The sequence below is a fragment of the Paenibacillus etheri genome (genome assembly GCF_001012825.1).
In the GTDB taxonomy this organism is placed as follows: Bacteria; Bacillota; Bacilli; order Paenibacillales; family Paenibacillaceae; genus Paenibacillus_AQ; species Paenibacillus_AQ etheri.
Map to the genome: position 1 here is coordinate 40,909 of NZ_LCZJ02000012.1, position 15,629 is coordinate 56,537.

At 44.6% G+C, this 15,629-nt stretch carries 15 protein-coding genes; 5 read left to right on the top strand and 10 right to left on the bottom strand.

The features are described from left to right. Positions 1–48: 48 nt before the first annotated feature. A complete protein-coding gene (locus tag UQ64_RS00750) occupies positions 49–1,182 on the top strand; it encodes a stalk domain-containing protein (RefSeq protein ID WP_060621609.1) in 1,134 nt (377 codons plus the stop codon). Beyond that, positions 1,179–1,961, top strand: coding sequence for a TatD family hydrolase (locus UQ64_RS00755; protein WP_060621614.1), 783 nt, complete (start codon positions 1,179–1,181; stop codon positions 1,959–1,961). The genes UQ64_RS00750 and UQ64_RS00755 overlap by 4 nt, the downstream gene beginning before the upstream one ends. 76 nt (positions 1,962–2,037) lie before the next feature. On the opposite strand, the gene UQ64_RS00760 is transcribed toward UQ64_RS00755, so the two are convergent. The 4 genes from UQ64_RS00760 to UQ64_RS00775 all read right to left on the bottom strand — a co-directional run bounded on the left by UQ64_RS00760 (position 2,038) and on the right by UQ64_RS00775 (position 6,253). Beyond that, positions 2,038–2,604, bottom strand: a complete 567-nt coding sequence (locus tag UQ64_RS00760; protein ID WP_060621616.1) for a histidine phosphatase family protein — start codon at positions 2,602–2,604, stop codon at positions 2,038–2,040. A gap of 296 nt (positions 2,605–2,900) precedes the next feature. Continuing rightward, positions 2,901–4,199 carry an MFS transporter gene (locus tag UQ64_RS00765; protein ID WP_060621618.1) on the bottom strand — a complete coding sequence of 433 codons (1,299 nt, stop codon included), beginning with the start codon at positions 4,197–4,199 and terminating at the stop codon, positions 2,901–2,903. 75 nt (positions 4,200–4,274) lie between these two features. Continuing rightward, positions 4,275–5,426 carry a winged helix-turn-helix domain-containing protein gene (locus UQ64_RS00770; RefSeq protein WP_060621620.1) on the bottom strand — a complete coding sequence of 384 codons (1,152 nt, stop codon included), beginning with the start codon at positions 5,424–5,426 and terminating at the stop codon, positions 4,275–4,277. A gap of 143 nt (positions 5,427–5,569) precedes the next feature. Continuing rightward, positions 5,570–6,253, bottom strand: a complete 684-nt coding sequence (locus UQ64_RS00775; protein WP_425339561.1) for a YjgB family protein — start codon at positions 6,251–6,253, stop codon at positions 5,570–5,572. A 515-nt stretch (positions 6,254–6,768) separates the two neighbouring features. On the opposite strand from UQ64_RS00775, the gene UQ64_RS00780 reads away from it, so the two are divergent. Genes UQ64_RS00780 through UQ64_RS00790 form a run of 3 tightly spaced genes read left to right on the top strand, consistent with a single transcriptional unit; the run spans position 6,769 to position 9,966 of the window. Next, positions 6,769–7,311 (top strand): RNA polymerase sigma factor, encoded by a 543-nt coding sequence (locus UQ64_RS00780; RefSeq protein ID WP_425339562.1) that lies wholly within the window; start codon positions 6,769–6,771, stop codon positions 7,309–7,311. Next, the gene (locus UQ64_RS00785; protein WP_060621624.1) at positions 7,308–7,664 is read left to right on the top strand and encodes a hypothetical protein; all 357 of its coding nucleotides are present in this window, start codon (positions 7,308–7,310) and stop codon (positions 7,662–7,664) included. The genes UQ64_RS00780 and UQ64_RS00785 overlap by 4 nt, the downstream gene beginning before the upstream one ends. Further along, positions 7,654–9,966, top strand: coding sequence for a carboxypeptidase-like regulatory domain-containing protein (locus tag UQ64_RS00790; RefSeq protein WP_060621626.1), 2,313 nt, complete (start codon positions 7,654–7,656; stop codon positions 9,964–9,966). Before UQ64_RS00785 ends, UQ64_RS00790 begins: the two co-directional genes overlap by 11 nt. A 150-nt stretch (positions 9,967–10,116) precedes the next feature. On the opposite strand, the gene UQ64_RS00795 is transcribed toward UQ64_RS00790, so the two are convergent. The 6 genes from UQ64_RS00795 to UQ64_RS00815 form a co-directional block, all read right to left on the bottom strand. Beyond that, positions 10,117–10,647 carry an RDD family protein gene (locus UQ64_RS00795; protein WP_060621628.1) on the bottom strand — a complete coding sequence of 177 codons (531 nt, stop codon included), beginning with the start codon at positions 10,645–10,647 and terminating at the stop codon, positions 10,117–10,119. 27 nt (positions 10,648–10,674) lie between these two features. Then, on the bottom strand, positions 10,675–10,992 hold the full coding sequence (locus UQ64_RS31865) for a hypothetical protein (protein ID WP_245237813.1): 318 nt from the start codon (positions 10,990–10,992) through the stop codon (positions 10,675–10,677). Positions 10,993–10,997: 5 nt separating this feature from the next. Beyond that, positions 10,998–11,192, bottom strand: coding sequence for a hypothetical protein (locus UQ64_RS31870; RefSeq protein WP_245237814.1), 195 nt, complete (start codon positions 11,190–11,192; stop codon positions 10,998–11,000). A 174-nt stretch (positions 11,193–11,366) separates the two neighbouring features. Then, a complete protein-coding gene (gene abc-f, locus UQ64_RS00805) occupies positions 11,367–13,217 on the bottom strand; it encodes a ribosomal protection-like ABC-F family protein (RefSeq protein ID WP_060621633.1) in 1,851 nt (616 codons plus the stop codon). 372 nt (positions 13,218–13,589) lie between these two features. Beyond that, positions 13,590–14,513 carry a L,D-transpeptidase family protein gene (locus tag UQ64_RS00810; RefSeq protein WP_082650930.1) on the bottom strand — a complete coding sequence of 308 codons (924 nt, stop codon included), beginning with the start codon at positions 14,511–14,513 and terminating at the stop codon, positions 13,590–13,592. A 245-nt stretch (positions 14,514–14,758) separates the two neighbouring features. Then, a complete protein-coding gene (locus tag UQ64_RS00815) occupies positions 14,759–15,472 on the bottom strand; it encodes a copper homeostasis protein CutC (protein ID WP_342447556.1) in 714 nt (237 codons plus the stop codon). Between the last annotated feature and the right edge of the window lie 157 nt (positions 15,473–15,629).

Consider the following 15,629-nt stretch of genomic DNA (forward strand, 5'->3'; position numbering starts at 1 on the left):
GATTTAATCTATACTTAAGGGGACTGGACTTTATCCTCGGAGGTAATTATGAATAAAATCATCGTAATCGGAGCTAGCACGCTCTTTTTAGCCGGATGCGGAGCATCGGCATCTATAGATATGGATACATCAATGGCATTTAACCAAGCACAAACTACTGAAGCACAACTGAAGCTAATCGTTGACGGAGAAACCGTTCTTCCTTCGCTCCCACCTTTTTTCTCAGGTGATAAGGTCTATGTACCTGCAAAAGTACTCATGGAGTACTACTCATCTGAACAACAATGGGATAATGCTACGAAAACCTTAACCATCTCTGATGGAAGCAGCAGATATGTTCTCAAGCCGGGCAATGAATATATGCAAGGTGACGGTTATCAGAATGCGCTGGGTGGACCTGGGATTCTACGAAACGGCAATTTCTATATCCCTACCGATGCAATAAATAGCCTCTCTGGCGCAGATGTGAAACTGAATGCCTCGCGATCTGAAGTATCAATTACATCAGGGGATGTTAGTACTACTGTAAGAACACCCAGCGAACCCCTTGCGATTGCTACAGAAAATGACCAAGTTAAGCTGTATACCGCCCTTAAAAATGGCGATATCTACGAAGGATTTGTTGTAGAGGTGAACGGAAACAAGCATACGTTTAATTGGGAAGCACCCAGATTGCTAGGTTACACTCCTGAGATTCATTACGCCGACATAGATCAGGATGGTCAGGAAGAAGTTGTTGTCATACTGTGGCTCGGAACAGGTACGGGTATGTCTATGCAGGAGCTTCACGTGATTAAGCCTAACCAGTGGAAAGAAATGAACGTACCTTCCGCAGATAAAGCTGTCTCGGCATTTGTTACCTCAAAAATCTCCAATGAAAAAGGCGATGCCTTAATTCAAATTCAGGTAAAAGGTTCCACTCCATCTATGGTTACTATGCGATATCCAGATCGTGGCGAGGATGGCAATCTTGGCGAAAAAGCCGGGATTGGTGCTGTGACTTACTACATGGTGGAAGAAGGCAAGCTGAAAGCTGAAACCAATGTTTATATCGGATTTCTGGAGAGTATTGGCACACTAACCTTTTCCTATAAATCAGGAAATGATGGAATGGAACCTGAATCCATTCGTTTTGAGCCTCACGAGGAGTATGCCTCTTATGTGGTGGGTAAGCAGCTATGATTGATGCTCATATACATTTAGAGCAATATGTGCCTGAGGTTTCGGAACAAATGTTGAGTGAGATTCCTAACTTGGGGATCGAAGCCCTGATTGCTGTCTCCATGAATTTAGACTCTTGCGTTCGCACTCAAAGGCTTGCCGCTGCCTATCCCGGATTGGTACGTCCAGCTTATGGCTTTCATCCCGAGCAGCCACTGCCGCAGAAAGCTGAGTTATCCACTTTACTGGAATGGATTGAGCGTCAAAATCGGGAGGATTTCATCGCGGTAGGTGAAATTGGACTGCCTTATTATTCGCGTGCTGAAGCACTGGAGCGCGGCGAAGCCTTTGATATGGAGCCTTATATTCAGCTTCTTGATCAGTTGCTTGAGCTTGCCGCCCGTATAAATAAACCAGTGGTCCTGCACGCTGTCTATGAGGATGCGCTGATTGCCTGTGATCTATTAGAGAAACATGGTATAAAGCGTGCCCACTTTCATTGGTTTAAGGGACCCGAAGAAGCCATTGCCCGCATGATTAACATTGGCTGCTATATCTCTTTCACCCCTGATATCCTATATGAGCCGGAGATTCAGGAGCTTGCCCGCCGGTATCCCCCAGAGCTTGTCATGGCGGAAACCGATGGCCCTTGGCCGTTTGAAGGACCTTTTGCGGGAAAAATCACCCATCCATCTATGATTCGAGACGTCGCCGCCGCTTGGGGGGTGCACCATGGCTACACCCTTGGCCAAGCGGAAGAGATACTGACTGCGAATACTAAGCGATTTTATAGCTTGTAGATAGGCAAAAGGATGGTCCCTAGCTAACGCCAGACCATCCTTTTGAATAAACATTTCTTGGCTTATGAATGGGAATTCATAACCTCTCCACACCGATGAACGTTCCGCCTGCGAACTCCATTTTATAAATATCCGGCTTAGTGGTTTGTAGTAGAAAATCCAGATCATATTTAGCGTCAAAATAATTCATCATAAGTGTCATGACCGCACCGTGAGTTCCAATCACAACCTTTTGCCCACTGTGTTTATTCAGTATTTCTTGCAGCATGCTAACTGATCGCTTCTGACACGCATGAATGGATTCCCCTCCAACCGGAACAAAATCCGGATCAGCAAACATTGTTGTCAATAAAGGATATAGCTCCTGGTCAGGCATGATTTTACTTCCATCCGAAAAATGGATTTCTCGAAGATCCTCAACACTTTGAATCTCTGCCCCTACCTCCTGTGCCAATCCAGAAATCGTATGTATAGCCCGAAGGTATGGACTTGAATAGAAAACTTGAATTCCTTCCGAACGTAATTTTTTCGTTATCTTGCGGGCATCCGCTTCCCCCCTCGCTGTTAATCCACGTGTTCTTTCAGTTCCTCCGGGCAGCTTCGGCGATTCTCCGTGCCTAACCATATAAATAAAAGTCGCCATTCTTCATTCTCCTCTATCTTTACAATTTCTCGTGCTCTATCCAAACTCCTCCATAAAATAAAAAAAGCCCTTACAGCCAACAATCGATCCGAGCCAGCTAGAAAAATCTCTTAATTGCACTCTATACAACTACTTTCCACTTTGTGCGCTGGAACAGCATTTATTTGCAGATTCTGCAACTAAATGCTGGGGAGTCCAGCTAGATAGTCTATGCTACTCAAGCTTTCGTTGTCCGGCTAGATTGCCTGACCTTCACTCCCACTTTCGCAAGCTTATTTCTGAGTAAATCAGCATCCTCAAGTTTCCATCACTTTAATTTTCCCAGGTTGCTCCGTTGAGCTATCACTCTTCTCTTTCTGCACAGGCCACAGCATGCGGCCAAATACGATCCCCAGCACGCCGATCAGAGCAATTACGATACCAAAGTTCAAAAAGATACGACTGGGTCCAGCAGCCTGAACCAGCATACCACCAAGAAGTGGAGCGCCAATCATAACGCCGCTAAGAATGGTACTCTGAATACCGAACACACGCCCTGTCATATGCGGAGGTGTTTCTTTTTGCAGACAATAATTGAAGGTGATCATAAACATTCCGTTTCCGAGACCGAGTACAAATCCTAGAAGTAATACAGGTAGGCTGGAGACTCCCGGCTGAAGCAGACCAAGCCCTCCGACCGATACACCAATAAGTGCATAACCCGTACCAAGCTTCCAGCCGTAGCCTGTTCCCCGGTTCATTTTGTTCATGACCATAATCATGAGTATAGCCCCCACACCCGTTGCCGCAACAAGCCATCCCAGCATAGATTCCTCAGAAGGCGCAATAATTCTAAATAGACTAGTGAACTGAAAATCAATCATCTGAATGGCCAACGCACCGACTAAACCAAACAGCATGCTGTTTAGCAGCAGTCTGCTGCGGAGCATAAAACTCCAGCCTTCCTTCCACATGGTGCGGAGAGAAACATGCTCCTCTTGATCCCCCTTGCTCTCTGGGCTGACTTGTCCTGCTTCACTGTTTTTAACAGTAAGCAGGAGCAAATAAGAGCAGCCTCGCAAACAAGCATTAATCAAAATGCACCATTGTGGCGTAAGCACAGACAACGCGAAACCTCCAAGCAACGGTCCAGCGATTTTAGAACCTTGATTTACAATTCCATTCAGTGAAGTCGCTTGTAAAAGCTGATCTTCTCTAACCAAACTGCGAGTCATCGACTGCTGGGCAGGGACGTTTAACGTAGAGATAGCTGCTCGCAGCATCAGTAACGGGAGTAGCCACACCATACTGGGAGCGAACAGTACTAGTACTGTTAACAACGCCGTAAGCAGATCACACATCCGCATTAGTTTCAGCTTATTCAGCCGGTCAGCCGCTACCCCTGCCACGGAGCCAAGCAGAATCCCAGGTAAAGCTATGGAGACTGGAATTAAAGCCAGCATTAGCGGACTAGCTTGCCAACGGTACCCCACGAGTACCTGAATCGCCAGTGCATCAAACCAATCCCCAAAAGTAGCTGTCGCGAACGCGCTGTACACACGCATATACACTTTGTTTTTTAGCAGACTCGTTCCTGCTTGTGATGAAGCATTCATCGGACATTCCTCCAAGTTACGATTAAGAACATATGAAGCATGATCTTAATGTAACGGAGAATTGTCAGAGAATTATCAGAGAGCTGTCACGATATTCATAAGCACGTTTTCCAAGGATTGCTCCAAACGATGGAATCCCCGCTCTTCCTTCTCTCGTTCAAATAAATCTGCATATTTCTGATGCAAAGCTGACTTGGGAGAAAACTGGTTACAATAGTGCACAATTCGGTATAACGCATAAATCCGCATCGGAACGAATCCTGACATCTCAAGCACCTGAAGCGCCTCATCCAATAACTGCTCTGCTTCGCGCCAAGACCTGCGCCGTAGAAACCACAAGCCTCTTGCAGCTTTATAACTGCCGATCTCACGTAAAAAAGGCTTCTCCTGCAAAAGCACTTCAATGTCTTTCGCCATCCGTCCCAATTCCTTATCTTCTGTTCCCATCCACAAGTGTACGAGCATTTCGGAAATTGCCGTTACAGGAATGAAGTTCTCATACCCAGGCTCTTTGATCACTTCATGCGTTAGCTTTAATCGTTCTAGTGCTTTTTCCGGCTGCCCGGCCAGCGTGTACAAATCCAGAATATTAAGGATCTCCATTTCACGATGCTGGGGCGGCAAAAGAATCTTTTTCTCAAGGACTAGCTCACAGAACTCTAATTTTTTCTTCGGATCACCCAAAAATATATAACAGATCATCAACGAATAGAAACGCTCTTCTATCTCAACTTCCTCTGTGTTCAGAAGCCATTCCAAATCTCCCTGCACAAAATGAATATAGATTGAATAGAACGGATCCATTTCATAACCCAAAACATCCTGTTGTCGCGCTAAGGTTAACATGGATCTTCCTTGGCCGTATTGATGATATTTTACAAATACCTCCCGCATCGTCTCTTGCATCTTTGCGTCATATGTAGTCGGATTGGTCATAGTTACAGCTGGTTCCTGTATCGTCAGACTATAGCCAAATCCACGAACGGTCTTAATATCCAAGCCTTGTAGCTTGCTAAGCTTTTTACGAAGGCGATATATATGATCATCTACTGTTCGCTCTACCGGATATTCCAAAGGCCATACCTTATCCAGCAGTTGCTCCCGACTGAACGTACGCCCTCTATTTTTGTACAAGAACTGAAAAAGCGTAAATTCTTTTGGGAATAATTCGATCGTTATCCCATCTCCGGTCACTTTGTATTCACTTTCGATTAATTCCAGCTGCATGATAGAACCTCTCTTTCCCCCGAATCCTCTTATTGGTTACATTATATCAGTCCGTCCAAGGCGTACTCCAGATCAAAATAAACATACAAAAAGAGCAACCCACAGATTTCTCTGCATGATTGCTCTTTGCCCCATTGCTGGTCTTATCCAGCCATATTATTGGTGGAATCCTGTTCACTAAACACGGAGATGTGGCCCACCTTACCTGTTGAATTTGGAATAATGAATTTCAACTGGAATTGATCATTGGCTTGATAAGTATAGATCTTATCCTCGCCGTTCACTTTAGTGTCATCCGGTTTGCCTAGCGCCCCCTCCATTTGTTTCAGGGTCAGCTTTTGCAGCGCAGCATCACTGGAACGAACATCAAAGATTAGACTCCCTTTATTGAATCCAAATACGACATGTTCATCAGTGTAGGTAGAATAAATACCTTTTCCCGCTGGCTCTTGTTGATCAGGCTTACCCCAGTCTGCTTCTACCTCGTCAATAAGGCCGGTATGTGCAGCATATTCAACACCGGGCACCTTTCCTTTTTTAGCAAGCTCAAGTAGTTCTTTAAGCTGTTTTTCACTATCTTGCGGATTAACGTTGGCTGTATCTTTATTAGTCTCCGTAGGGGAAGTGGTCGCTGCTGGTGCAGTTTCCACAGGTGTGGTTGTTGGGCTAACTTCCGGCTCAGAGGTTGCTGTTACAGCCGTTTCAGTAGGTGCCGTCGTTGGGGTGGCTGAATTAGCTTGATCATTGTTCGAGCTGCATCCAGCTAGTCCAATCATACCTGTGAGCAATATAGAAGCTGCTAAAAATTTAATCTGTGCTGACATGATGTCATCTCCTTAGTAGGTTGGCTCAAAGCCATCTATCAAAAAAAAAAGAACTGAACATATAGACGATACTGAAATGAATAAGTTTCCTTAGACAACAAGGAAGGCTGAGCTTGGTCTAACTATCCTTTACCCAAATCTGCTGAACACCAATAAATTACGGATTAATTCTAACTATCAGAACATTTCATTGCAGAACGTGCAATAGATTGGGGCTGTTTACTTCGAAAAAAGCAATGCATTGCACTTCGTGCAATAGAATCCGCAAAAAAAACCAAATTAGACGGTTCTTAGCTATTTTGAATGTACAAAGTGCAACAGAATTCATTTTCTCCCGCTTCAGGACAAGTTCTATTGCACAAAGTGCAATGGGAGGCGCATCTTGGGTATTTCATGGAGCTTCTCTCAGGACATTATCACGGAAATACCGCCCCTTCAGTAAAAATATTCCACACAAACGCAACCTTAATCCTCCAAGCCGCATCTTATTAGTAAAGGGAGGGGAGCTTCATCTGAATATTATAGACAGAATTAAAGCAAAGGATGAGTCAGCTCTCCGCCTGTTAATGGATGACTACGGCGATATGCTGCTCCGAACCGCTTGCTTACTGCTTAAAGATCGACACAGTGCCGAAGAAGCGGTGCAAGATACTTTTATTCAAGCCTATGCCAAAATGAATCAGCTGCAGGATCCGGAACGGTTAAAGGCTTGGCTCATTCGCATCGTTGTCAACCGTTGCCGCATGAAGCAACGAACTTGGAGCTGGCGTAATACTTTTCCATCGGGCGGATCAGAGCTCCAGACCAGCGAAGATGCGGGCTTCACTGCCGGGGCAGAAGAGCTTTTTATGGTGGAATGGAACAATATTAGACTCGCTGAGTCCATCAGAAATCTCGATTATGTTTACCGCGAATGTCTAACCTTATATTACTTTCATGAGATGAACATCCGTGAAATTTCCGAGCAATTGAATACACCGGAGAATACGATTAAATCTCGGCTCGCTAGAGGACGGACGCTCTTAAAAAAGATGTTGGAGAAGGAGGGACACTTCTTATGAATACGGGGAACACGGAGAATACGAAACGCGAAGCTATCAAGCAACAGCTAGAAGAAGAACTACAATCCATCCACTTCGAAGGACACGAACGCGTCCTCAAGATGACCCACCCTCCAACCTTTGGAGCCCGTCTCTTGGCACTATGGAATAAGGAGATTGAAATCCCTGTCAAACCTATAGGCGCGATTGGTGCTATTATTCTAGTCGTTTCGCTGACATTGCATCACCCAGAAGTTAAACATCAACCCCAACAAAACGTCCAGCAGCATGCGAACCGGGAGCTTATTGAGGCCGGAGGCAACACGTACTGGAAGGATATCTATGAGCAGGCGGTGAAGAAACATGAGAATTAAGATCAAGGTCAAACATCTGGTGTCATTCGTGCTGCTTCCGGCTTCCCTGCTCATTCTTCTATTTAACTTTCTGCCCTCCTCAAAGGCACAAATGGAGGACAGCCCAGCTATTCAATCTAACCTGGCCCGTACAGAACTTCTGCAAAAGCTAGAGTCTACAACTGGCAGTAAACGTATGGAGCTTATTCAAACCAATATCATCGATAAGGAGCATGGCTACAATCCCTATAGATATGACGTAAATATTGGCCCCTCTATGAGTCAGTGGAATCATGATGAACCGAGTATTTCGAACTTACTGCCGGAGGATAAAATCGCTTTACTAGAGGAATACATCCTTGATGGGCCAGCGGATAATAAACGTATATTCGCGGTTAAGCTGCTTGCCTATGAATATGATGCTCTTGGTCGTAAAGACGACGGAGATCAAGCGCTAATCACCGCGGCGAAACAGCTAAACAGCAATTCTCACTTGGCAAAAGAACTAGCGCTCCTTCACGCGGAGCGAGCCCTAAATAGTGGCGATATAACAACCGCTGAAGCTATTCTTGAACAAGCCACATTTCCATCCGAGTATCAAGAAAATCTAGATGCGCAGAAAGCATGGCTTACCGGACGGCTTCTCTTCACGAAAGGCGAAGCACAGGAAGCCCTTACCGTAGTAACCAAGGGCTTGGAGAGCTACAAAAAATACTGGCAGGGTGTTCATGAACAAATGAATCAGGTTACTAGCAACTCGGAAAAAGACACCGCAGACAGTGATGCAGCAGGCTCATCATCAAGCTCAGCGCCAGCCATAGGAACTTCAGAAACCGAAATGCAGCTTGAAGCGTTAAAATCCGCCATTCAGTCAGCTGTAGATATGGGAAGTACCTCAGCGGCTGTCGTATCCGGAACTCTGACTCGTAGCAATGGGACACCAATCTCACGTGCAGGTATTTTTCTCCGTGCTGAAAGCGAGGTCCATCACAGCATTACTGCTGCTGAACCATACCGAATCGTTACCGACGATGAAGGGCGTTTTGAATTTCACGGTGTGATTCCGGGCTTCTATCAATTGCAGCTTGGACTTAGCTATGATCAGATCGACGGCTGGACTTGGCCAATACAGTACGATGATTGGATTGAAGTTAAACCGGGTGACACGTTAAATAAGAGCATTGTTCTACAACCTCTGCTTGAGCTTCAGTCTCCTATTAATCAGGAGACGATAACGGGTCAGTCTATAGATTTTCACTGGAAGGCTGTTAAAGGTGCAGTTTACTATCGCTTAAGCGGAGGGGTCTCGATGGTGGGGAGCTCCTTCAGTTCGCAGATTCGGGACCACATCACAGATAATCAAGTCTCCATTCCAGTAGACGAACTCTATTACAACAGTGGTTTCTCCTACGGCAGCGGCGGAGAAGGCTTTGAATCTATTGATCCACTATCTTTTCTCGTGTTCATGAATCCTGAAGCACGTTTTTCTTGGAATATTGAAGCTTTCGATGCAGATGGACGCCTTATTACCCGCAGTAATGGTTACAGGCTAAATGAAGACACCGTCGGTAGTCTTCCCTTCTTTTATCTCAAGGCACGAGAACTGACCGCTGCTGACCACCTCTTACTGGATAAGAAACCTGATCAAGCACTAGAAATGTATCAACAGAATATCGCGGATGATCCACAGGATGCTCATGCCTTGCACATGCTTGTGAAGCTGATGCTCGCCAAATCCTCCATCACGAAGGATGACTCATTAGAAGATCAGGCGATTCCTCCACTCCAAAAGCTCATACAGTTGCATCCTTATTCTAATTATGCCTTCACATTGACTCAGTATTATTTTGACCATGCGGACTGGAAGTCATATAACGAATTTCATTCGCGCTACAACGAGCTAAACCAAATCGAATTAAACAGTTATGTACGCTCTATAAACGCCGTAGCTCTCATGCATCAAGGCAAGCTGAAAGAAGCTCGGGAGCAATTTGCTATCGCCTTAGAGCATGATAACAGCCATCGTTTTATTGGCAGCTATTTGGCGGCAGAATTATACGCTGGTGAGTCGCTTTCTTCTGTGATGACACTGGCGGAACGTTACCCCGAACACAGCTTTGGTCTTAATGGGTATCGTTGGCCACAAATGATTAAACAGCTCATAGCCGAACGAACAAAACAACCTAATAACTTTGACCAAGAGTTGAAGGAAAAACTAGGATGGTATATGAATGATCAGACAGATGTCTTGGAGCAGTGGATCAAAGGAGCAAAGTCCTCAGCATTGGAGACCTTTATGCAAGCTGTTCAAAAGGTAAGCTAACCGATTGAAACAAATAAAAATCCGGTCCCGCTCGTTGAACACGAGCATAGGACCGGATTTTTATTTATGCATGATTTTATTTAGATTTAGCTTCCATCATGTAATTCTGGAAGTCTGTAATACTTGGGTTAGACATATAGTGACCACCCTCTATTTATCAACAACATAAGTACCAGCCATCATATCGTGAAGCGCCCGTTTACGGGGAGAAAAGGCGACAAATAGATAATCCACCAGCATGATGGGGCCAAGTATTTTACTGAGATCAGTAGCTAAAGGTGCCCATAAGACAAGGTTGGTGGAAATAGCAGTGAAATCGTAGAGGCTAACGCCAACAATCATTGAAAAAATCGTACTAATAATCCTGAAAATATTTCGAATTAGAGCTTCATTCAACGTTGGGTAATTCCCTTGTTGATTGATAATCTTCATTTTTAAAACCAGCTTCCCTGGTGTGCCGCCAAATCTAACGATCATAAAAACATCAAATACGATAAATAGAATATACTCAAGGATAATAGGAATCTCCGAGCGCAAGGAAACAGCTAATGAGTTGAATATCCAGTATACAATAACCGCAGGGATCAGGATGATAAAGAGATCCAGAAAGGTAGCGAGAACTCTTTTCCAAAAGCCTATGAAATCCTCCTGCTCTAAACGCTCAACTTTACTATTATCCATATTAGGGCCTCACTCTCTATACTTATTTTATTCATTCATCCTGATTATCCGCTCTTCAATAATGGTTTCCAGTTCCTTATTATGCTTTAGAATCACCCGTCTATCAGAAAAATTATTCGTTAATTCAATAATTCTATGTATGGCTTCCCGATTATATCCGCGGTTCCATTCAAAAATCATCACATACAGATTCTTAAACGATTGCTTGTAATTCGCTTGCTCGAATCCAAGCCTTGTCTTTATAAACCTTGTAATGACTCTCAAATCACAGAATACTTGATTAGGTCTCAGAATAACGATTAAATCTGCTTTTTTAAAACTTTCCTGCCCCCACTTATAATGCACGCCTTCTAGAATCCATGAGGGTTTATCGAGGATCTCCTCCAATTGCGCATCCCTTGCTTCAACGGAATAACGGAGGTTCTCGGCACTTCTATCCCATACCAAATATCTGTTTCGTAATAACCTACACCATACTTTTTAGACAACTCTCTAGCGATATAGGATTTGCCACTTCCACAACCCCCGACGATTCTAATCTTCACATAACCATCCCTTCGAGATTTTCTGTACGCAAAACATCCATATTCATCCAATTATACACCTTGCCTGTGATGACTCCTATCGGAATATTCGAACCGTTGTTTATTTTTTACGCTAAAAAACAACCCAACCCAAGATATACCTTCTATCCTGAGCTGGGTTGTGTCTGTTCTTCCCTATGAGTGTGTAGCTTCTTCCTTATCCTCCATTTCCTGAATCTGTGACCTCAGATTAACGATCTCCACCATTAAAGCCTCATTTTCCTCCTCCGTATCCCGACTTCCGCTCTGGATCAATTGATTCAGACGCAGCTGCAGAAGAACGAGATCGTCCTCAAGGGCCTGTTCTTTACGGGTAAGCACACGACTTCTATCTTTGGAAATGTATTCATCATAGGAACCTTGAAAAAACTTCGGTGTCTGAGTCGGTCCTAGTATTACCAAACGATTAGCTACTTTAGCGTGAAGATACCGGTCATGCGAGACCATCACAAGTCCACCCGGATAAACCATAAGCGCTTCTTCTACACGCTCCCTAGTGTCAATGTCCAGATAATTGGTGGGTTCATCCAGTACCAATAGATTAGCTTTTCCAAAGTACAATTTAAGGAAAGCTACACGACATTTCTCCCCTAGACTTAAATCACCAATTCGTTTAAAAACGTCCTCTCGCGAAAATAAAAAGCAGCCCAGAATCGTTCGCGCCTCCGTTTGGGTCATGCCTGGCAGTTCAAGCAAACTATCCAGGATGGTGGATGACACCTCTAAATTATCCAGCTCTTGCGCAAAATAACCAATCTTCGTCCGCGGATGTAGCCGCATTTCGCCTTGGGTTGGTTTATAAATACCCGCAATCAGCTTCAACAAAGTAGATTTACCGACACCATTGGGACCCAGAATAGCGAGACGATCTCCTCGATTCAGAGACAAACTGAAATCTTTCAATACAGGTGCAAAACCCTCATATGCAAAATCAATTTCACGAAGTGACAGCAAAGCATCCGCCATAAACGCTTCACTTTCCAGCTTCATCTTCAGCTTGCTTGTCTCGCGTGGTAATTCCACACGGTTCTTATTTAAGCGTTCGAGTGCAGCTTCCTTCGCATGAAGACGAGATACGTTCTTCTTAGCTTTCGCACGGAGGAAATCATGCTGTCCGGCTGCACGGTGTGCCTGCTGAAACCATTCGGAATACCTCCTGATGCTCTCCAGTATTTTCTCCTTTTCCTGTTCCTGCTTTTTATATTGCCCCTCCAGTGTTCGCGCCTCCACCGCCTTCTGCTCCCGATAGTGTGTATATCCACCCGAATACCGACGACACCCCTCTGGACTTAGTTCCAGTAAAGCCGTTGCCGTTCGGTCGATGAACGTACGATCATGCGAAACATAAAGCACGGTTCCGGGGTAGGTGTACACCCAATGTTCCAACCACTCCATTGTTTCTCCATCTAAGTGATTCGTCGGCTCATCTAGAATCAACAGCTTCGGCTGCTGGGCTAGTAATGCTGCCAGTTGTACACGTGTCTTTTGTCCTCCGCTTAGTGATGGGTATGGCAAATTCCAAACTGAACGCTCTAGCTTAAGCTGCTTCAAGCATTTTTCCGCTTTTGCCTCCCAGTCATATCCATTAAGCTGCAGGTATTGTTCATACACTTCGGCGTATTCAGCCAATCCCGCTTCACTCTCCTCGTTCTGCTCCTGCAACCTCTGACTGAGGGATTCAAGCTGGCGCTTCAATCTAGGCAGCTCTACCGAACCGGTGAGAACATAGTCCAATGCAGTTACTTCTTCTGATACTTCTAGCTGCTGATCCAGCACTCCCCATTCCTCACGCGGCAAGCCATGATATATACTTCCCTCCTCAAAGGTGAGGCGACCAATCAATCCCTTAAGCAGTGTGGTTTTGCCTATTCCATTACGACCGAACAAGAGCACACGCTCTCCTTCTGCAATCTCAAAGGACACCTTCTCAAATAACAGGTTCCCGTTCCATTCTTTACGTAAATTCTTTGCTTTTATTAGGGTCATATTCCATTCCTCCGATTATATTGCAAATAAAAAACCGCAGCCAGCGGTCTGCGGTCAAATAGCGTATGATGGGGGGAAATATGCCATAACATGAATAGACTACGGCCGTGATCACCTGCTGCATGCAGAGTAAACCAAACAATAGAAAGATCTATTCATATAAAAGCAACGTAAGACCCCCGACCGACACACGTATCCCTGACCGTTATCACCCTGAACGGGTGCTCCGTGACTTGTGCATATGCACTTCACAAGCTCTATGGTCTTCTTCTAGGAAACGTGTTAGTTATACATCAGTCGGTGGTCCTCCGTCATTGTCCGAATTTGTTTGAATGAATATAGTATATACCTACTTAAGACAGAAATAAAAGTTCAAGAATAGTTTAAATTAATCTTTACCGACTGAGACTGTGAATTCCATTGTACCGGAATACTAAATAGATCAGGTAAGATACTCAATGGAATCAATAATCGGTTATTTTTATTGCGAGACGGCAGGATCTTAACTGATTTTCCGTTCACAATAGCCTGATCTGATAACGGCTTATGTGTCACGGTACGATTCCCTATCGTAATTAGCAGTGCACCCGTTCCAGCTTCGCTCTGTAAAGTTCCACCTAACAAGGCTACAGATTCTCTCAGCGGAACAAATACACGGGAGTTATCCATTAAAAAAGGATCTTTCAGCTTTGTCGTGACTCCATCCATCTCAAAAGCTCCAACAAACGTCTTACTTCCTACGGAATACCCATTTTTAGTCGCAATGCTCTCCATAGCCAGTGTACTTGTTGTAATGATGACTCTTGTATTCTTAGCTATTTTTGGATACAGCCAGTGGATGTCATCATTATGCATTCGAATACATCCAGCGCTAACATACTTTCCTATGGATGATTCATTATTATTGCCGTGAATCGCATACGTAGTTCCATAAGTCCCGTTCACCTCCAGCCCCAACCAGCGGTCGCCAAGCGGATTTGCAGGATCTCCCCCGGGTATTTTCTCTTTGTAATAGGGTCTATTCTTTACTTTAACTACCATTTTGAAGCTGCCTTCAGGCGTCAGTTCTTTTGATTTCCCTGTTGCGACTGGAAAGATCTTTACCAGCTTACCATCACTGAAATACGCGAGTTTGTTTGTCTTTTTGTTCACGATAATCAGATCTGATCCAGCAGCAGCTTCCGCCCTTCCTACACCTGTAAAACATGCAGCAAACAGAAGCCCGAACAAAAGCAGCAGCTTCACGTTCCGCTGTAATAAAGATTGAAACCGGCTACCCGAAATGAAAAATCCCAATTTTCTCCACCTCCATATATAAAGACGAAATCATTTCAATTTTGTTGCATGCCAGCCTGTACCTATTCTTTTCAACTCGTCCTCTACATTTGACGCAGAGATTGCAATACTGTAACCAAGTGAACACATGACAAAAAGCCGACCTTTGGATTAACCAAAGATCAGCTCTGCCAATTCGTCACTTCACAGCCTAACATTGTAGCGTAAAATTCCTTGGATTGCTCAAGCAATAATGATCGGTAAGGCTAGTCATTTTTTTGATCCAGAATGTTTCGAACAGCCTGCAAGCGAAGAGGATTTATCGGCTTCAGGGCATCACCATCTTCTCTAACGGCTGAACCGAAATGCACCCGCCGCACACTTGTTTGTTCTATAAAATTGCTAATCCCTTCCACCGTTAACCCACTCCCCGCCAGAATGGAGATAGATCGCTCCGAAGTCAGCTGCTCCAGAGCAGCAATACGTTCCGCACCTTTAGGCGCTGTATTCTGAGCACCCGATGTTAGGATGTCAGTAATTTGAGAATAACGCGATAATATTTCTATCGCCTCGAATTGATCCCGCACCTCATCAAACGCTCGGTGGAATGTAACCTCCAAACCTTTTGCAGTATAAAGCAGCCTTTGAAGTGACTCTTCATCAATTGTTCCATCAGGGCGCAGCAAACCCATTACGACAGATAACCCGCCGATAGAAGCGATATGCTGAATATCCCGCTCCATCGTTTCTATATCATCCTTATCATAATAAAAGGATCTGGCGTGAGGTCTAACCATCACTCTTACCGGAATCGAGACGGCGCCGCGAACCTTTTCTATCAGACCCAGACTGGGCGTTAATCCCCCTTCACTGATCCCAGTGATCAATTCAATTCTGTCCGCACCATATCGCTCGGCCAGTACTGCATCACTTAATGTTGTAGCAATAACCTCTAGCAGCATTTGTTGTCTCTCCTTCATTAGCTTTTCAGGAACTTTTTCCTTGATATTCTCTCCTAAAGATTGTAGACATTTCATACACCCCAATCAACAGCATCACGAAGTCCGAATGCCATCGATGAAGAAAGCTGTGCGCTAACCAAAAATCTGATCCGGGCTAAGCAGCTCCCACATTAAT